The sequence below is a fragment of the Gordonia lacunae genome, from assembly GCF_002149015.1.
Taxonomy (GTDB): Bacteria; Actinomycetota; Actinomycetes; order Mycobacteriales; family Mycobacteriaceae; genus Gordonia; species Gordonia lacunae.
Genome location: NZ_NGFO01000019.1, coordinates 63,262 through 81,668, shown reverse-complemented (window position 1 = coordinate 81,668; position 18,407 = coordinate 63,262). Strand labels below are relative to the sequence as shown.

The 18,407-nt window shown below is 68.7% G+C and carries 17 protein-coding genes; 8 read left to right on the top strand and 9 right to left on the bottom strand.

Going from position 1 to position 18,407, the window contains the following annotated elements; translation table 11 throughout:
* Positions 1-7: 7 nt before the first annotated feature.
* The 6 genes from CA982_RS16660 to CA982_RS16635 form a co-directional block, all read right to left on the bottom strand.
* Entirely contained in the window at positions 8-1,504 is a 1,497-nt protein-coding gene (locus CA982_RS16660; protein WP_086536383.1) for a phytoene desaturase family protein, read from the bottom strand.
* A complete protein-coding gene (locus CA982_RS16655; protein WP_086536382.1) occupies positions 1,501-2,634 on the bottom strand; it encodes a glycosyltransferase family 2 protein in 1,134 nt (377 codons plus the stop codon). The genes CA982_RS16660 and CA982_RS16655 overlap by 4 nt, the downstream gene beginning before the upstream one ends.
* The gene (locus CA982_RS16650; protein WP_086536381.1) at positions 2,621-3,502 is read right to left on the bottom strand and encodes a carotenoid biosynthesis protein; all 882 of its coding nucleotides are present in this window, start codon (positions 3,500-3,502) and stop codon (positions 2,621-2,623) included. Before CA982_RS16650 ends, CA982_RS16655 begins: the two co-directional genes overlap by 14 nt.
* Complete coding sequence (locus CA982_RS16645) at positions 3,499-4,215, bottom strand: monooxygenase (protein ID WP_086536409.1); 717 nt, start codon at positions 4,213-4,215, stop codon at positions 3,499-3,501. The genes CA982_RS16650 and CA982_RS16645 overlap by 4 nt, the downstream gene beginning before the upstream one ends.
* Positions 4,212-5,354, bottom strand: coding sequence for a polyprenyl synthetase family protein (locus tag CA982_RS16640; protein WP_086536380.1), 1,143 nt, complete (start codon positions 5,352-5,354; stop codon positions 4,212-4,214). The genes CA982_RS16645 and CA982_RS16640 overlap by 4 nt, the downstream gene beginning before the upstream one ends.
* A gap of 216 nt (positions 5,355-5,570) precedes the next feature.
* Positions 5,571-7,595: an ArnT family glycosyltransferase gene (locus CA982_RS16635; RefSeq protein ID WP_086536379.1), complete on the bottom strand. Its 2,025-nt coding sequence runs from the start codon at positions 7,593-7,595 to the stop codon at positions 5,571-5,573.
* A gap of 515 nt (positions 7,596-8,110) precedes the next feature.
* On the opposite strand from CA982_RS16635, the gene CA982_RS16630 reads away from it, so the two are divergent.
* Positions 8,111-8,404, top strand: coding sequence for a hypothetical protein (locus tag CA982_RS16630; RefSeq protein ID WP_208617973.1), 294 nt, complete (start codon positions 8,111-8,113; stop codon positions 8,402-8,404).
* A gap of 58 nt (positions 8,405-8,462) precedes the next feature.
* A complete protein-coding gene (locus tag CA982_RS16625) occupies positions 8,463-9,743 on the top strand; it encodes an alpha-hydroxy-acid oxidizing protein (RefSeq protein WP_086536377.1) in 1,281 nt (426 codons plus the stop codon).
* 55 nt (positions 9,744-9,798) lie between these two features.
* Here the strand turns inward: CA982_RS16625 and CA982_RS16620 are convergent, their stop codons facing one another.
* Positions 9,799-10,752, bottom strand: coding sequence for an oxygenase MpaB family protein (locus CA982_RS16620; protein ID WP_086536376.1), 954 nt, complete (start codon positions 10,750-10,752; stop codon positions 9,799-9,801).
* Positions 10,753-10,838: 86 nt separating this feature from the next.
* On the opposite strand from CA982_RS16620, the gene CA982_RS16615 reads away from it, so the two are divergent.
* The 5 genes from CA982_RS16615 to CA982_RS16595 all read left to right on the top strand — a co-directional run bounded on the left by CA982_RS16615 (position 10,839) and on the right by CA982_RS16595 (position 15,401).
* Positions 10,839-11,540, top strand: a complete 702-nt coding sequence (locus tag CA982_RS16615) for a TetR/AcrR family transcriptional regulator (protein WP_086536375.1) — start codon at positions 10,839-10,841, stop codon at positions 11,538-11,540.
* A gap of 28 nt (positions 11,541-11,568) precedes the next feature.
* On the top strand, positions 11,569-12,216 hold the full coding sequence (locus CA982_RS16610) for a TetR/AcrR family transcriptional regulator (protein ID WP_208617972.1): 648 nt from the start codon (positions 11,569-11,571) through the stop codon (positions 12,214-12,216).
* 130 nt (positions 12,217-12,346) lie between these two features.
* Complete coding sequence (locus CA982_RS16605) at positions 12,347-13,579, top strand: acyl-CoA dehydrogenase family protein (RefSeq protein WP_086536373.1); 1,233 nt, start codon at positions 12,347-12,349, stop codon at positions 13,577-13,579.
* On the top strand, positions 13,576-14,592 hold the full coding sequence (locus CA982_RS16600) for a phosphotransferase family protein (protein WP_086536372.1): 1,017 nt from the start codon (positions 13,576-13,578) through the stop codon (positions 14,590-14,592). The genes CA982_RS16605 and CA982_RS16600 overlap by 4 nt, the downstream gene beginning before the upstream one ends.
* Positions 14,593-14,654: 62 nt before the next feature.
* Positions 14,655-15,401 (top strand): SDR family NAD(P)-dependent oxidoreductase, encoded by a 747-nt coding sequence (locus tag CA982_RS16595; RefSeq protein WP_086536371.1) that lies wholly within the window; start codon positions 14,655-14,657, stop codon positions 15,399-15,401.
* A 182-nt stretch (positions 15,402-15,583) separates the two neighbouring features.
* Here CA982_RS16595 and CA982_RS16590 read toward each other — a convergent pair whose 3' ends face one another.
* Positions 15,584-16,294 carry a histidine phosphatase family protein gene (locus tag CA982_RS16590; RefSeq protein WP_086536370.1) on the bottom strand — a complete coding sequence of 237 codons (711 nt, stop codon included), beginning with the start codon at positions 16,292-16,294 and terminating at the stop codon, positions 15,584-15,586.
* Between the two features lie 85 nt (positions 16,295-16,379).
* Here CA982_RS16590 and CA982_RS16585 point away from each other — a divergent pair, with 85 nt between their 5' ends.
* Positions 16,380-16,796 (top strand): VOC family protein, encoded by a 417-nt coding sequence (locus CA982_RS16585; RefSeq protein WP_086536369.1) that lies wholly within the window; start codon positions 16,380-16,382, stop codon positions 16,794-16,796.
* 31 nt (positions 16,797-16,827) lie between these two features.
* Here the strand turns inward: CA982_RS16585 and CA982_RS16580 are convergent, their stop codons facing one another.
* Positions 16,828-17,904, bottom strand: a complete 1,077-nt coding sequence (locus CA982_RS16580; protein WP_086536368.1) for a sigma-70 family RNA polymerase sigma factor — start codon at positions 17,902-17,904, stop codon at positions 16,828-16,830.
* Between the last annotated feature and the right edge of the window lie 503 nt (positions 17,905-18,407).

The following is an 18,407-nucleotide window of genomic DNA, read 5'->3' as shown; positions in this document are numbered from 1 at the left end:
CCCGCGATCACCGGCGTTCGGCCGGACCGATCAGATCGGCGACGATCTTCGCCGACATGACCACGAGCGGCAGGCCGCCACCGGGGTGCGACGATCCGCCGACGAGGTAGAGGCCCGGCACCGGTGAGGTGTTCGACGGCCGCAGGAACGCGGAGCGGGGTCCGTTCGACGACGACCCGTAGATCGAGCCGCCCGGTGTCCTGGTCCGACGTTCGAGGTCGGCGGGCGAGACGATCAGACGGTGGCGCACGTGGCCGGTCACGTCGAGTCCACGATCGGCCATCACCTCGAGGATCTGGTCGGCGTACGCATCGGTCACACCTTGGGCGTCCCAGTCGACGCCGTGCCCGGGATCGTGCCGGGGTGCGTTCACCAGCACGAACCACGCACCCGTTCCCGGGTCCGGCACGATCTCGGGATCGCTGGGGGCCGAGATGTACACGGTCGGTCGCGCGACGGGACGCGGTGGGCCGCGGAATCCGAAGACCGCGTCGAACTCCTCGTCGTAGTCCTCGGCGAACAGCACCTGGTGGTGTGGGTGCGGCGGCGGGTCGTCGAGGGCGAGGAGGAGTACGAATCCGGACAGCGACGGCGTCGTCCGTCGTAGCAGTGCCGCGGGCCGGCGTGCGGCGCGGCGCGGCACGAGGCGGTCGTAGACCTGCCGGGCGTCGGCGTTCGCGACGACCAGATCGGCCTGGCGTCGGCTTCCGTCGGTGAGCACCACGCCATCGGCTCGGCCGTTGCGGTCCACCGTGATCCGGTCGACCTCGACACCCAGTTCGATCCGTCCGCCGAGTTCGGTGAGACGGTCGCGCATCGCACTCGCGATGCGGCCCAACCCGCCTCGTACGTACCACGATCCGAACGCCTGCTCGGACCATGGCACGGAGGCCAGTGCCGCTGGTGCCCGGCGCGGGTCGGAACCGGTGTAGGTCGCATAGCGGTCGAGCAACATACGCAACCGCGGGTCGTCGAGGTAACTCTCGCCGAGACCGCGCAACGTCCGCCACGGCGCTACGGTGCGTACGTCCGAAGGGGTGGCGATTCCGCCGACCATCGTGCGGATGCTCATCGGTGATTCCAGGAAGGGCTCGTGCGTGACGTCCCAGACACGTTGTGCGCGTTCCAAGAACGATGACCACTCGGCACCCCGCCCCGGTCCGAGAGCGGCGTCGAGAGCGTCCGGGATGTCGTCGAGAGTTCCCGGCATGTCCAGCTCGGTGCCGTCGGGAAACCGGTACCGGGCGGCGACGGAGAGTCGTTCCAGGGTCAAAGAGTCGTGGATCGACGATCCTGTCGCCGCGAAGAGTTCGGCGAACACGTGCGGCATGGTGACGAGCGACGGCCCGGTGTCGAACACGAAACCGTCGTGCTCGATGACCCCCAGCTTGCCGCCCACGTCATCGAACTGCTCGAGGACGGTGACGTCGTGGCCGGTCGCGGCAAGGCGCATGGCGGCGGCCAGTCCGCCGACGCCCGCACCGATGACGAGAACGCCGGTCATCGACTGACCTCGATGGGTCGTCCCTTCCATTCGAGCTCCCCGCGGTGCCGGGCCAGCGTCGAATCGACTGCGAGGCCGGTGAACACGAGTATCGACAGCGGGTGGCCGAAGGCGTCGGGCCAATCGCGGCCACCGGTGCTGCGCGCCGCGACTGCCCGCGAGGCAACGCCGGCCAGATAGCCGACGAACCCCACCCGGGAACCGAACAGTGCTGCCGCCGCGGGCAGTACGTACATCAGGCACAGCAGGCCGGTCACGCCAAGTGTTCCGCCCGGCGACCCGAAGGCGGACCACAGCGACTTGCGGTAGCCCGCGCGGACCTCTCGCCAACCGTGGTACATCCGGCAGGTGGCGACGTCGCTTCCCTCTGCCACCACCCCGCGGCCACCGGCCGCCTTGATCGCGCGCAACAATGCGATGTCCTCGAGCACGACGTCGTGCACCGCCGCGTGCCCCCCGGCGCGGTGATATGCCGCGGCATCGACCACCAGGAACTGACCATTGGCGGCCGAGAGGGATTCGCGCGACGAGCGCTCGGCGAGGCCGAGCGGCAGTGTGCTCAGCCACGACCATTGCAGGAGCGGCTGTACCAGTCGCTCACCCGTGCCGACAGCGACCTGCCGTGGGTAGGGGCTCACCAGATCGAGTCCGGCGTTGCGGAGAAGGGCGAACGACGACGTGAAGGCGTGTGGCTCGACCACCACGTCGGCGTCGAGGAAGACGTGGACCCCGTCGGGGAAGGCCTTGTCCGCGAGTTGGGCGCAGGCCCAGCTCTTTCCGAGCCAACCGGGCGGCGGTGCGGTGCCGGGGTGCACACGAATCCGGTCGTCCAGCGCGGCGAGCCGGGCCAGCACGGCGTCGGTCCCGTCCACCGAGCCGTCGTCGAGCACGAGGATGCGGATCGGCCCGGGCCAACGGTCTGCGGCTTCGAGGACTGCCTGGAGGCACCGTTCTGCGGTCTCGACCTCGTTCCGCATCGGGATGAGCACCGAGAGTGGTTCCGGCGCAGGGAGGTCGATCAGGTCGGGCCGGCGCACCCGACGCGCATTGTCGAGCGTCAGGACCAGCGACGCCAGCGACAGCGCGGTACCCGTGATGACCAGCGGACGCAGCAGGTCAGACACCCGCACGGCGACTCCGGATCTCGACGACCAGCAGCGGGATGGCGACGACACCCATGACGAGGCCGCCGGTGAGGGCGACCGATGGGCGGCCGAAGAAGACCGCGTGCGCCATCACCGAGGAGAAGTAGGTCCACAGGTATGCCGTCACGGGAACGGCATCCATTCCGGCGCGGTCGGTCTCGGCGTTCTCGTCGCGGCGGATCACGAGATCCAGCGTCGCGACGATGAGAAATGAGACCAGCAGCCAACCGGCGAAGTTCGTCAACGGGATGTCGGCGACCCCGGGGAGCGACGGTGTCGGATACCGCCACACCCAGTTGCCCTGATCGACCATCTGTGGGTCGAGGAACACGTCCCAGGCCGTGAGCGCGTAGGCACCCACCACCGCAGTGGCGGGCCGCGCCCATCGTCCGGCGATGCCCATCGCACGGACGAGGCGTCGGGTCACGACCAGAGCCGGCCACGACATCATGATCCAGGCCAGCGGGACCAGGACCGGCACGCCGAGGACCTTCAGTCCCAGGCCGTCGGTGTACTCGTACGTACCGAAGGGGAATCCGATACTCACACCGATGGATTCGGCGATGAGACCGCCTCCGCCGGCCACCACCGCGAGCGCGGCGGCGGCGAGGGCACCACGGGTCGCGGCGACATGGACGAGCGAGGCCGACGCCAGCAGGAGCACGCTTGCGATGGTCAGCGGCAGGGTGCCGCCGCCGGTCAGCGGGAACGCGATCTGGACACCGATCGTGGCGGCCAGCAACACCCACGACAGGGTGACCAGCCCGCGGTTCCAGGAGACTGTGTCCGCGGTTCGCCGCGATCGGGAGGACGGGTCCGAACGGCGAGAAGCGGTGCCGTCGAGGAGACTCACGCCGACCTCCCCTCATAGGTGCCGGCGACATCCGTGACGGCGAGACGCGCGAACAACTCTTCGGCATACCAGCGCGACGGTGCGGTGCGCCGGACCGCCGACAGATGTGCGGGTGAGCGATAGGCGAAGTCGGTCAGATCCTGTGCCGAGTCCCAGATCGAGAAGGTGCCCTGCACCCCGACCGGGAGTTCACCGACGCCGAGGGCCAGCCGATTGCCCTGTGCCCCGGCGAGTTCGGATGCCACCGGGGGGACGGCGCGCCAGAACGAGGCCATCTTCGTGGGCCGCAGCCGAGCTCGGGTCAACGCGGCGACGGGGCCCGTCCATCCGGGGCCGGGTGTGCGGTGACCGGTGGACGAGTGCGTCGTCTCGAACGGGTCGACGCGTGACCATCGTCCTTTCGATCGGAGCGGTCGCATGGTGACCCGCAGTTCCTCGGTACTCGCGTCCTGCCAGCGGCGAAAGACAGCGGAGTCGCCTGCTGCCGACGCGGATTCGTCGTCGTGCCAGACGGTGAGCGCCGCCCAGTGCTTCAGGTCGGCGCTCTCCAGGGTGAACGTGCGGGCGGTGCCGGTGCCGAGGAGTTTGACGAAACGGAGACCGGGCGCGCGGCGAAGGGCCCGGCGACTCGACGACATCCGTCCCAGGGCAGGCAGAACCCGGTCGACACCCCAGACGCGGAGTTCGACTGTCGGTCCGGAGGGTACGGTCATGCGCGCCGCCACACGCAGCGTTCGATCAGGGCGGTCAGGGCGCACCGGCTGTGCGAATCCATCGGTGCGCCGGCGACGATGCCGAGCGCTTCCTCGGCGAGGTCGACGATGCGCTGTTCGACGCGTTCGACGGCGCCGGTGGAGTGCAGCACTTCGCGCATGCGCGCGGCACCGTCCGCGTCGAGCTCCGGATTGCCGAGGCAGTCGGCCATGACGCGGCGCTCCATCCGCCCCGCCGATTCCTCGGCCGCCGCGATGAGCATGGTGCGCTTGCCTTCCCGTAGGTCGTCGATGGCGGGCTTGCCGGTGACCTTCTCGTCACCGAAGACGCCGAGGATGTCGTCGCGGAGCTGGAAGGCCTCGCCCGCGGTGAGTCCGATCCGATCGTAGGCCTCGAGGAGGTCCGCAGGCGCGCCGGCGAGCGTGCCACCGAGCCGCAGCGGTTGCCCGATCGTGTAGCGCGCGCTCTTGTAGCGCAGGATGCGCGCCGTGCGGTCGGCGTCGGTGGTCTCCTCGGTCTGACTCAGCATGTCCAGGTACTGGCCCCCATACGCCTCGTCACGCATCGTCGACCAGGTGTCGCGGACGGCTCGACGGACGTCCGGGGTCACGTCGTCGGCAGCCGCGGCGGCCAGGTCGTCGGACCAGGACAGGCACATGTCGCCGACGAGGATCGCCACGGCGGTGCCGTGGCGCTCGGCATCTCCACGACGCTGCGCGCGCGCATGGTCGTCGGCGAAGTGGCGGTGCACGGTGGGGAGGCCGCGACGGACGTCGCTGTCGTCCATGACGTCGTCGTGCACCAGGGCGGCGAGATGGAACAGTTCGATCGCCGCCGCCATCTCGACGATCCCCGGAACGGTCCGCCCGTCGGCTGCGCCACGCGCTCCCCACAGGCAGAAGGACGCACGCAGGCGCTTGCCGCCGCCGATCCGCGCCGACACGACGTCGATCGCGGGCGTCAGTTCCGGCCCGACCTGCTGCAGGATCGTGGCATGGCGACGGAAGTGACCGGCCAGCACTTCCTCGACGAGTTCGAGATCGGTCGTCGAGGAGTCGATGGAGTGCAGGTCGCAGGCCGGGGAGACCGACTGTGCAGACGGCGCTGACGAGTCGGTCATCTCGGCGGTCGGAGTCATGACGGGGCCCTTCGAAAGTCCGGGGGTGAGGCTCGGTTACCCCGTCTTCGGAGCGGCAACCGCCGACGGATGGGTGGCGGCGACAGGTGGGTGTCGGCCACGCCGCGGCAGCGCCTGGGGTTCGCCGTACAGGGAAGGCTGAACCACCGTCGATCGGTTGCCCATGGGTCCTGCCCGCCCCCGAAGGTCGGGAACGGGCAGGACCGTGTCGAGACGTCAGAAGAGCTGGTAGACCGTCGTCCCTCCGATGGTTGTGGCCGTGTAGTTGGCGGCGACCCACTCGGCGATCTCCGAGTTGCCGCCCGGACCACCGCCGCTGGTGCCGAGGTAATAGGCGATCTTGCCGTCCTTGACGTAGGCGATGAACTGCTCGAGCGTGGGGGCCGGATCCCCGCTCCATCCACCGATCGCCATGACGGAGGTACCAGTAGCGATCTCGATCTCGGCGGCGGATTGCGACCCGTTGGTCGCGGCCGCCCACGTTGTGGTCGTTGCCCTCAGCGCGGTGACGAGTTCGGCGTTCGACGCGGTGTCGCCACCGGGGGCGCCCGTCATTCCGCCGCCGCCCTGCCCGGAGGTGGGCGGGTTTCCCTGCTGGTCCGGACGGGCGCCGGCCTGCTGGGCACCGGGCTGTTGTCCGCCGTCTGCCCGACCCCCGGGGCCGCTGCCCATGCCACCGCCGGGGCCGCCCATGCCGCCGCCGTCGATCGAGGTCGACACCGAGGTCGGGATCGAGCCGTTGTGGGGGGTCGCCGCGGTTGCGATCGAGAACGCTGCCGTCCCGCCGAATCCGGCGAGCGAGCCCGCGATGAGCGCCACGGCAACCGCACGTCGCCAACCGCGTGCAGCACCGACGAGGAGGGTCACCACCGAGATCGAGGCGACCACGCCGATCAGCCAACGACACCAGGTCGGGCCGAAGTCGTTGCGGTTCAACAGCACGATCGACCACGCCGCCGCTGCACCGATCATCGCCGCCAGGACGATCCTGGCGGCCCAGCGGTTGCGTCGACGCCAAGCGAGGACGCCGCCGAGTCCGATCACTGCGCCGATCGCCGGCGCCAGTGCCACCGTGTAGTAGGGGTGGATCGTCCCGCTCATGAAGGAGAAGATCGTGCCGGTGACCAGCAGCCAGCCGCCCCACGAGAGCACGGCTGCGGATTCCGTGCGTGTCAGACGCTGTTCGAAGCGGAAGACCGGGAAGCTGCACACCACCAGGTAGCCGGCGAAGAACAGCGCGATGAGTGCGGTCGGAAGCAACCAGGAGATCTCGTTGCCCATCTCGGAACCGAAGAGTCGGTCCAGCCCGGTGGACCCGCCGAAGGACCCGCCGGCCTGACCGCCGCCGCCTCCTCCTCCGCCACCGGAGGCGCCACTGATGCGGCCGACGCCGTTGTAGCCGAAGACGAGGTCCATGAACGTGTTGTCCGTCGAACCACCGATGTAGGGACGTGCCGAGTCGGGCACGAGCATCGTGACCACCGGGAACCACAACGCGGAGACGAGCAATGCTGCGGTCGCACCGATGAGGTGTGCGATTCGCTTGCGCCACCCGGTCTTCGCGAACAGCAGGTAGGCGAGCCCGAAGAATGGCAGGATCAGCAGGCCCTGCAGCATCTTGGTGAGGAAGGCGAATCCCAGGGCGACACCGACCACGGCGAGCCACCGACCCGAGTTGGTGGCGACAGCCCGGGTCAGCGCGTACGCCGCGGCGACCATCAGCAACACCAGCAGTGCGTCCGGGTTGTTGAAACGGAACATCAACGCGGCCGCGGGGGTGAAGGCCAGCACGGCGCCGGCGATCAGGCCGGCCGCGGTACCCAGTTGGGGGTCGCGAATCGTCCGGCGCAACGTCGCGTACAGGAGCCCGACCGCGGCCACTCCCATCAGCGCCTGGGGCGCCAGAACGGCCCATGAGTTCATCCCGAAGATGCGGACGCTGAGTCCGGTCACCCACAGTGAGGCCGGCGGCTTGTCGACGGTGATGAAGTTCGAAGCGTCGAGTGCACCGAAGAACCACGCCTTCCAACTCTGTGATCCGGCCTGCGCCGCAGCGGCGTAGAAGGTGTTGGCGTACCCGCTCGCGGACAGGTTCCACAGGTAGAGCACGGCGGTGGTGGCCAGGAGTCCGACGAGGCCGAGCCGTCCCCACCGTGGCCGGGTGGCGACGCGTCGTCGGTGCGCCGGGGCGGCGGGATCGGACGGCGACGGCGCCGGCGGTTTGTCCAGTACTGCGGTCATGGGTCCTCCTCAGATGATTCCTGTCCAGAGTCGACGCCTCCGCCACCATCAGGCTGGAGATCGGCTGGCAGGTGGCTGTGAGCGGTTCGGGAACCCGCTCCGGTGCAGCGCGTTACGACGGACGGCGGCGTATGCCGTCGTCCACGGCGTGTGATGCGATGCGGCAGAGCCGATCCAGTTGGGCGATGGTCAAGCTGGCACGTCCAGGAAACCGCCAGGTTCGTGGAAGCAATCGACAAGGCCTATGACGCATGGTTGTTCTTGCAAGGCAGTGACCCGGAGCGAGTGACAAGGAGATTCCAATGGCGAATCGCAATCGGAACCAGAATGATCACAACCAGCGTCGTCGTCGGGTGCGGCGTTTCGACCAACGTCAGCGACGCTGGATCTGGACCTGGCAGTGAGCTGGGCGACCATCGACGCTGTCGATGTCGGGGGCCCCGTTGCAGCACTGGCAACGGGGCCTCAGGCCTGTTCGCGGAAGTTCCACCGGCGGCGGCGGTAGCCTGAGTCGCATGGCTGTGGATGCAACGGTGCCCGTGGTGGCGGTCGGTCTCGTCGGTGGTTTCGCGGTCGCGCGGTACAGCGGCCGGCGCGAACTCGGTGGTGTGGTGCTCGGCGCAGCCGGCGCCTGGTGCACTCGCCGGTGGGCGTTGACGAAGGGCCCCGCGGTCGCGGGCGGTCTGCTGGCCGGCTACCTGGCGGCGTTCGGCGGCTCGCACCCCCTGGCGAAGAAGATCGGCGCGTGGCCGTCGGTCGCGGCCGTGACGGTCGCCGCGGCCGGGGCCACCGCCGTCGCCACTCGCTGAGCGGCGCGCCTCGGCAATACCGGCCGGACGCCCGATGCCGGCACTACCATCACCACCCATGACCGCGGGATATGGGCGTGCACGGCAGAACGACATCTACACCGCCGGGGTTCACCGACGGAAGCCCCGTGTACCAACGGATTTCGCCGAACTGGAGCGTCGGGCCAAGCGTGCGATGTCGGCGCGCGCCTGGGCATACATCGCCGGCGGTGCCGGCGAGGGCCGCACCATGGCGGCCAATCGCGCGGCGCTCGACCGGTGGGCGATCGTGCCGCGGATTCTGCGGGATGTCTCCCAGCGAAACCTGGGCATCGACCTGTTCGGGAAGCGGCTACCGGCGCCCGTGCTGTTCGCGCCGGTCGGGGCGGGTTCGCTCGCCGCGCCCGCGGCCGACGCGCTCATCGGGCGCGCCGCCGCGGAACTCGGTGTGCCCTATATCTTCTCGAATCAGGCGAGCGTCTCCATGGAGGACGTCGCCGCGGCGATGGACGAGGTGGACACCGGCGCGCCGCGCTGGTTCCAGCTGTACTGGTCCACCGACGACGACCTCGTCGACAGCCTGCTGGAGCGTGCGGCGGCGATCCGTGCCGAGGCGGTGGTCGTCACCCTGGACACGACGATGCTGGGATGGCGACCGCAAGATCTGAACCTGGGCTCGCTGCCGTTCGCGCGTGGTGAGGGCATCGCCCAGTACACCTCTGACCGCAGGTTCGTCGACATCGTCGCCGACCGGCTGCGCGCCGCGGCCGAGGAACGCCCGGAGATATCCCTCGGTGCGATCGCGACCCTCATCTCCATCACTCGCAACGCGCCCGGCCGGTTCGTGCAGAACATCCGGTCGCCCCAGCCGCGCGCCGCGGTGCAGACGTTCCTCGACATCTACTCCCGGCCGTCGCTGAACTGGGACGACCTCGCCGGTCTGCGCGCACGCACCGCGCTGCCGATCGTGCTCAAGGGAGTCCTGCATCCCGACGACGCGCGTCGTGCCGTCGACGCCGGCATGGACGGCATCGTGGTCTCCAACCACGGCGGACGACAGGTCGACGGCGCGATCAGCACGATCGACGCCCTCGACACGATCGCGCCGGTGGTCGACGGCCGGATCAAGGTCCTCATCGACTCCGGGATCTACACCGGTTCCGACGTGTTCAAAGCGCTCGCTCTCGGTGCCGACGCCGCTTGTATCGGACGCCCGCACATGTACGGGCTGGCGCTCGCAGGCGCCGACGGGGCCCGCGACGCGGTCGCCGACATCATCGCCGAACTCGACCTGACCTTGGGGCTCTCCGGGCACACCGACGTCGCCGACCTCGATCGCGAGGCGCTGCGGCGGCTGTAGGCCTCATCGTCGGCCGATCCGCAGGCAACGGGACACTGCCGAGGAAAAAGGCCCCTCAGACCAGCGGCCGTCCGGTGCGCATGCGCCATCGGACGTCGGCGAGCAGGACGTTGAACGGGAAGGCGCGGACCCACCGTGGGGCCCGCGTGATGATGGCCCGCAGGACCGCGTTGTGCTTGTCGAAGTACAGCTCCTGCCACGGGGACAGCCGGACGCGCATCTTGCGGCGGAAGTTCTCGGGCAGGAAGCCGATGGCCATGATCTCGAAGTGCCATCCGAACAACCGGGAGATGACGGGACCGAGGAACTCTGCGCGTGCGATCTGCATCAGGTACTCGCGGATGGTGTCGTCGATCTCGAGGGTCTCGACCGTGTCGTTCCAGTAGGTCTCGAAATCCGCGCGCGTGGCGGGCCACATCTCGCGGGGGACCTGGAGCGTCGTACCGAGGACCGCGCCGGCCTGGTAGCGCTCGTCGGTCACCTCGGTGACCCCGCCGAAGATGCGGTGGACGTCTTCGGTGCCGCGGTAGAGACAGGCGGCGACCCACAGCTGCAGCTTCGGGTCGAAGGCGTTGTACTTCACCGGGCTGTCGGCGGTCGAACGCACCTGCGCGTGGGCCTTGCCGATCGCCTTGCGGTAGGCCTTGCGGTCCTTGGCGCTGCCGAGACCGGCGACGGCGAGATAGCTCAGCGTGGTGCGGCCGCGCTTCATCGGATGCTTGAACAGGTTGCCCGAGTCCACCCGGCTCTCGTACACGCCGTATCCGACCGCGGGGAGGCTGAGCTGCATGATCACGTTCGCCGCGCCGGCGAGTACGCCGATGCCGAGGGGATCGAGATCGCTCGTGGGCAGGGCGTCGAGCTCGGCCCGGCTCATCCGGGCGGTGGAGGGGAGGAACTCGGTGTCCGGGCGCTCGGCGGTGAGGAACTCCTGCACCTCGGCGGTCACGTCCGTCGACGCCTGTGGTGACAGGGCCGAACTTCCACTGGTGATAGGCTCCGTTGCCATCGAACACCCCTCCTGCTCGAGATCTGGAAACGTCTGTTTCCCGTTTTATGACACACCTAACTTACCGGGGTGTCAAGATAGGAACCATGGGACGAGCACCATCGACTCCGGACAGCCGATCCACCGCGGCGTCGGACTCGGCCGGCACGCTCCGGGCCTACGGCGGCGAAGGTGGCGACACCCGTGTCGCGAGACGTCGGTCGGCTCTGATCGATGCCGGTCTGGATCTGCTCGGTGCCGATGACGTGGGTGCGGTGACGGTGCGCGGCGTGTGCCGGCGCGCCGGACTCACCGCCCGGTACTTCTACGAGAGTTTCGAATCCGTCGACCAGCTGGTCGGCGTCATGTACGACGAGGTCATCGAGGAGATCGCGCAGGCCAGTCTGGCCGCGTTCTCCGAAGGGGCCAGCATGCGCGCGAAGGTCGCCGGTGCGGTGTCGGCGATCGTCGACGTCATCGACGCGGACCGCCGGAAGGGTCGGCTGCTCTTCTCGCAGGCGCTGCTGAGTCCGGTCATCGCGGCCAAACGGATGGAGTCGACGACGCTGTTCGCCGGTCTCACCCTGCAGAGCACGTCGGCCATCCTCGACGTCCACGTCGGGCCCGCGGCGGCGGTCGGCGTGGCGCACTATCAGGTCGGCGGACTCAGCAGGTTGCTCGCGGCGTGGCTCGAGGGCGATATCGACCTCGGCAAGGCGGATGTGGTGGATCTGAGCATCGCGTTGTTGGTGTCGCCTGCCGAGATGCTGGAGAAGAGTCTGTCGCGCCGCACCGGCGATGCGGACTAGTTCTGCGCGTCGGGATATGTTTGATGCCATGAGTGGCGGACCCGGCGAAGCAGACATCCGTCCGGCAACGCAACCACTGGGCGGCTGGCGCGACTACGGCGAGCCCGAACTCCCGGTCCCGTTGGCGGCGGCACTGGCCGCTTTCGCCGAACAGGGTTACCACGGCACCTCGGTCCGGGAGATCGCCGCGCGCGCCAATCTGTCGGTGCCGGGGCTGTATCACCACTACCCGTCGAAGCAGTCGTTGCTGCAGGGTCTGCTCGAGCGGACCATGACCGATCTGCTCGCGCGTTCGGAGGCCGCGATCCTCGAGGCCGGACCCGAGCCCATCCGGCAATTCGACGCCGTCGTCGAATCGCTGCTCCGATTCCACATGTATCGCCGAGAACAGGCTTTCGTCGGTTCCACCGAGATCCGCAGCCTCGACGACACCTACCGGCCCACCTACATCGGACATCGGGACCGGCAGCAGCGGATGGTCGACGAGATCGTCTTCGCCGGCGTCGAGGCGGGGGAATTCACCACCGAGTACCCGAAAGACGCGGCGCGTGCCGTGGCCACCATGTGCGTCGGGGTGTCCACCTGGTTCAAACTCGACGGCCTGTTGGGTCCGGACGAGCTGATAGCGCGCAATCTCCAGCTGGCCCGCGCGCTGGTCGGGTACCGACCGGACTGAGGGCTTCGGGCCGACTCTCTCGGGGGTCGAGCTTGACCCGGCGGGTGTGGCCTGGCAAGGTATGGAACGCCGAGCGAGCGATCGGTCGGCGTTCGGGGAGCCCCACCTGCCCACGCGCTAAGGAGTCACCATGTCCATAGATCTCCGTCACGACGACGATGTGCTCGATGTGGTCGCGAAGACCGAGACCTTCGTCCGCGACTACGTCCTGCCCATCGAGGACGAGGCGGCCGGTGACATCACGGCGGCCGGCGGTGACGACCTCCGTCGCGAGATGAACGCGAAGGCCAAGGATGCCGGGATCTTCGGCCCCCACGCGCCGGTCGAGTTCGGCGGACTGGGTCTCAACATGTGCGACCGCGCCCCGGTGTTCGAGGCGGCGGGCTACTCGACGTTCGGTCCGATCGCCCTGCACATCGGTGCGCCTGACGAGGGCAATGTGCACATGCTCGCGCACATCGCGAGCGAGGAGCAGAGGCAGAAGTACCTCGCCCCGCTTGCCGCGGGCGATGTGCGATCGGCCTTCGCGATGACCGAACCCGCGCCCGGTGCCGGCTCCGATCCCAATGCGTTGCGCACCGAGGCCGTCCGGGTGGACGGCGGGTGGAAGATCAACGGCGACAAGCACTTCATCACCGGCGCGGAGGGCGCAGGCTTCTTCATCATCATGGCGCGGACCTCGGGTGCGCCCGGAGACCGCGGCGGGGCCACGATGTTCCTCGCGCCCGCCGACACTCCCGGACTGACGGTCGGGCGTCACATTAACACCATCGACAAGGCGATGATCGGCGGTCACTGCGAGGTGAGCTTCACCGACGTCTTCGTACCCGACGAGGACATCCTCGGCGAGGTGAACGAGGGTTACCGGTACGCGCAGGTCCGGCTCGGACCTGCCCGCATGACCCACGTGATGCGATGGCTCGGTTCGGCAAGGCGCTGCCAGGACGTCGCCGTCGACTATGTCTCGCGCCGTGAGGGATTCGGTGGCCGTCTGGGGGACCTGGGCATGATCCAGCAGCTCGTCGCCGACAACGAGATCGACCTGGCCGCGACCCGGGCGCTGCTGCTGAAGGCGTGCCACGAGCTCGATCTTGGCAACCATGCCTCCGACGAGACGTCCATCGCCAAGACCTTTGCCGCCGAGGCGTATTCGCGCGTCGCCGATCGCAGCATCCAGATGTGCGGCGGTCTCGGCGTGTCCGCCGACCTGCCGCTGGCCCGACTGTCGCAGGAACTCCGGCCGTTCCGCATCTATGACGGCCCGTCCGAGGTACACCGGTGGGCGATCGCCCGTCGCGCCGTCGGGCGTGCGAAGAAGGCCCAGCAGGCGCTCGAGGCCAAGGCATCGGCGGGCGCCCGATGACCGCCGTCGACGCCGCGCTGGACCGGGATCGACTGCGCCGGCTGCTGATCGACAACGGTGTCGAACCCGCCGGAGAACTCTCGATCGAGCTCATCAGCGGCGGCAAGTCCAATCTCACCTACACGGTCACCGACGGGGTCACGAGCTGGGTGGCCCGCCGGCCCCCGACCGGTGGGCTCACGCCGTCCGCTCACGACATGGGGCGCGAGTGGGCGGTCACCAGCGCGCTGCAGTCGACGTCGGTTCCGGTCGCCCGGACGGTTGCCTTCGATTCCGATGGCTCGACGATCGGAGCGCCGTGCACCGTCGTGGAATTCGTCGACGGTCGGGTGGTCCGGACTGCGGCAGACCTGGACGCCTACTCCGACGACGAGGTCGCCCGCAATCTCGACGCCCTCGTGCAGACGCTCGCCGACCTGCACGCGGTGGATTATCGCGAGGTCGGGCTCGGCGAGTTCGGCCGACCCGCGGGTTTCGCCGCCCGCCAGGTGAAGTTGTGGGCGCGGCAGTGGGGTCACGTGAAGACGCGTGAGCTCCCCGACGTGGAACGCCTCGTCGACGCCCTGGCCGCCCGGGTACCGGAGCAGGCGCGAGAGTCGGTGGTGCACGGCGACTTCCGGGTCGACAACACGATCATCGACGCCGACGACCCGGCCCGCATCGCGGCGGTCGTCGACTGGGAGATGTCCACCCTCGGCGACCCGCTCACCGACGTCGCGCTGATGTGCGTGTACCGCACCGGCGCGTTCGACCAGGTCCTCGGTTTCGCCGCGGCGTGGACCAGCGACCGTTACGCCTCGGTCGACGAGATTGCTCAGAAGTACTCCACCGCAACGGGTTCTGATCTGGGTGACTGGGACTTCTACCTCGGGTTGGCCAACCTGAAGCTGGGCGTGATCGCCGAGGGCATCACCTACCGGGCGCTCTCGGGTGCGTCGTCGGGAGACGGCGCGGAGAAGGCGGCCGAGGCGACGGCGGCGTTCATCGCCGAGGGATTGCGCCACATCGGCTGAGCGAGCCGCAACGTCATCCGCAATACACCGCGCGAGTTCGCGCGCAGTCGAGGGGCAACCGTATGAGTGAGTCGAGCACGAACCGTTCCGCGCTGGTGACCGGGGCGTCCCGGGGGATCGGTGCGGCCATCGCCGACCGGTTCGCCGCCGACGGCTGGGACCTCACCATCAGTGCCCGCGGGCGAGAGGCGTTGGAGAAGAAGGCCGCCGAGCTTCTCGAGGGCGGTGCCGGGCGGGTGGAGGTCGTGCCCGCGGACATGACCGATGCCGAGGCGATCAGCGCGCTCGGAACGGCCCACGCGGAGGCATTCGGGCGGTTCGATGCGTTGATCATCAACGCGGGGATGGGGTCGAAAGGCGCGATCGCCGACCTCCCGGCCAAGCGTTTCGATCGCCTCTACGAGGTCAATGTGCGCGCCCCCTACGTCTTGTTGCAGTCGGCGCTGCCGGCGCTGCGTGCGACCGCGGAGGCCCATGGGACGTCGAAAGTCATTGCCGTGGCGTCGATCACGGGTGTCTACCCGGAGCCGGAGCTGTCCGCCTACGGTGCGACCAAGGCAGCTCTCATCTCGCTGTGCGAGACCTTCAACCTGGAGGAGTCGCGCCGCGGCGTCAGTGCCACGACGATCGCGCCGGGCTATGTCAACACCGACATGACCGACTGGCTCAAGGACCGCATCCCCGCCGACGAGATGATCACGGCTGACGACATCGCGGTGATCGCTCACTCGATCACCCAATTGTCGCGATTCGCGGTGCTCCCGAACGTCGTCATCACCCGCCCCGGGGAGAACTTGCACCGGGCCTAGGTCTGCCACGCGGCCCCACCGTTCCCTGAGGAGCGTCCGGAGCTTGCGGAGGGCGCGGCCAACCCTTCGTGGCTCGTCGCTATCGCTCCTCGCACCTCAGGGACCAGGGGTTATGCGGTTCTTTCGGATCAGGGATCAGGGAGCGGGGACCCTGAGACGCGAGCGGGGCGAGCCTCGATGGGTCAGCGGAAGGTGGCGATCCCGCCGTCGCGGTCCGACAGGTGACCGTGCTCGTTGAACGACACCACCGACACGCCGCTGCGGCCGACGATGAGTTTGCTGATGGAGGCGTTGACCATCGTGCGGGCCATCGCCGGCCAGGTCTCGTCGGGGATACCCCACAATTGGGCGATCCACTGGGTGATGGTGCCTGCCGAGGACACCACGAGCACCGTCTGCCCCGACCCGGCGAGTTCGGTGGCGCGGGCGGCGGCGTCGGAGACGCGCGCCTTGAACTGGGGGTAGCTCTCGGCGGGGCCGCCGTCGAGGCCGGGTGCTGCGTCGTGCTCGCCGGCGGCGATCCAGGCGGCGAGACCCTTGTCGAGCTGTTCCTGGTAGCCACGGCCGTCGCGATACATCTCCGGTGTGGCCTCGCCGACCAGTGCGGGCAGTGAGTACTCGTTCCAGCCCGGGTCGACGTGGGGCCGAGGCGGATCGGTGTCGAACGCTCCGAGCACGCCGCTCAGCGTCTGTTGCTGTCGCGGGAGGTCGCCACTGGCGGCTGCGGTGAAGGTGTCGATCTGTCCGGCGATGAATCCGCCGGTCAGCGCGGCCTGCGTCGCCCCGGCCGTGGTGAGACCGCCGGGTCCGTTGCTCAGGTCGTCGGTGGCGTCGGCGATGCCGTACGCCAATGCGTTCGCCTGACCATGACGAACCAGATAGATCACACCCATTCCTGCACCCTATGTCGGCTTCGATGAGTTCGAGGCGCCGGGCCGGTCAGTATCCCTGACCCCCCGACATGTCTGGAGTGCGCCCGTGACGCCGATGCTGTTCGTCAACCTGCCCGTTGTGGACGTCGCGCGGTCGCGCCGGTTCTTCGGCACGCTCGGGTTTCGCTTCGACGAGATCTTCTGCGACGCGGGGAGTGCCTGCATGATGATCAACGACTCGGCGATGGTCGTGCTCATGCAACAGCGACGATTCGCGGGGTATGCGGCGGGAACCGTCGCCGATCCGGCGGTGGGCCGCGAATCGTTGCTGGCGATCTCCGCGGACAGCCGAGCACACGCCGACCGGCTCGCCGATGCGGCGCTCGGGTGCGGCGGTAGTGAACTCCGGGCGGCAGAGGATCTGGGCTTCATGTACTGCCGCAGCTTCTGTGACCCGGATGGTCATGCCTGGGAGATCGTCTGGATGGACCCGTCGCAGATCCCGCAGAGCGTCGACGACTGACCGCGCGACCCGCGGACCAGGTGCGGAGGAGTCAGTGCCAGGGACTCGCCGCGGATCGTGCCGGTGCGTCGTACGGGGTCGCGGGGAGTCCGAAGCGCGCGAAGTCGGCTTCCATGTCGTCGCTGAAGAAGGCGACGACGTGGCTGACCTTCTGGGTCGTGGCATCGATCTCGAGCACCTGGAGCTGGAACGGACGGTGCACTCCGTCGGGTTCGCGCATGTACAACCCGTACGCCGGCTGTCCGTTGGCGGTGGTGGGCAACAGGATCTGATCGCCTGCCTTCTCGGCCGGGCAATTGCGGTGGATGAGGGTTCCGATGTTCTTCGCGCCCTGGTACCAGCCGGTGAAGGGCGGCATCTCCCAGATCGCCTTGTCGGTGAACAGTTCGACCATGGCCTCGACGTCGTAGCGCTCGAAGGCAGACACGTAGCGGGCCAACAACTCCCGTTTCGCGGCGTCGTCGAGTGTCGTCGCGGCATCGACTCCGACCGAATCCTGTTGCGGCCGTGCGGTCTTGACCTGCTCGCGGGCCCGCTGCAGCAAACTGTTCACGGTGGCGGTGGTGACTCCGATGGTGTCGGCGACCTCGGCGGCGCGCCACTGCAACACGTCGCGCAGGATGAGGACTGCGCGTTGCCTCTCGGGTAGATGCTGCAGTGCGGCGATGAACGCCAGCCGAACCGATTCGCGGGCGCCGACGACGTAGGCGGGGTCGGCGTCGTCGCCGGGGGCGATGTCGTCGGTGGTGCCGGCATACGGTTCGAGCCAGGGCACCTCGTGGTTCTGCAGCAGGTCGTCGGTCGGGTCGAAGGCGTCGCCACCGAGGCCGGAGGGGAGGGGGCGTCGTTGTGAACTCTGCAGAGCGGTCAGACACGTGTTGGTCGCGATCTTGTGCAGCCACGTGCGCACGGACGCCCGATGGTCGAACTTCGCATAGCCCTTCCATGCGCGGAGGAAGGTCTCCTGGGCGAGATCCTCGGCGTCGTGGTGGGACCCGGTCATCCGGTAGCAGTGCGCGATGATCTCGCGCCGGAAGGGCTCGCTGACCTCGAGGAACTCGGCGTCGGTCGCGGCGCTGGACTCAGCCGCGGGGCTGGTTGTGGTCATGCTCACAATCTACCGGGGTGCACCGACAGCCTCGACCCGAGTGGCCAAGCCGACCACGGTCCGCTTCGCCTTCGGTTCGCAGGTCGAGCGACCGGACGCCGAACGAGTTCGGATCAGGGTGAGTGCAACCCCTGTCCGCCTCGCGCCGCGGGCCTATTCTCGCCGGTGGACGCGTGTGCGACCGGTCGCCGGTGCCCGTGACCGGGGGTCGGACGGGCTTGCCGGTGCGGGGCCGCGTTGCTAGCTTGATCCGCATGACAAGTGCCGACCACAGGCTTCCGGAGGTCACCTATGTGACCACCGCGCTGGGCTGTCGTCTGCCACTTGCACGCGTTCTCTGTTGTTGTCGTCGAATGCGCTGACCGACCCCCGCCGAGTCAATCTCCTCCCCGGGGCGTCGCTTCTCGAGTCTCTTCTCAGAGCACCAGCTTCCGGCTTACGCCCCGCGATCCGCGGGGTCTTTCGACGAGGACGATCATGACCGCCACACTGCCTGAACTCTC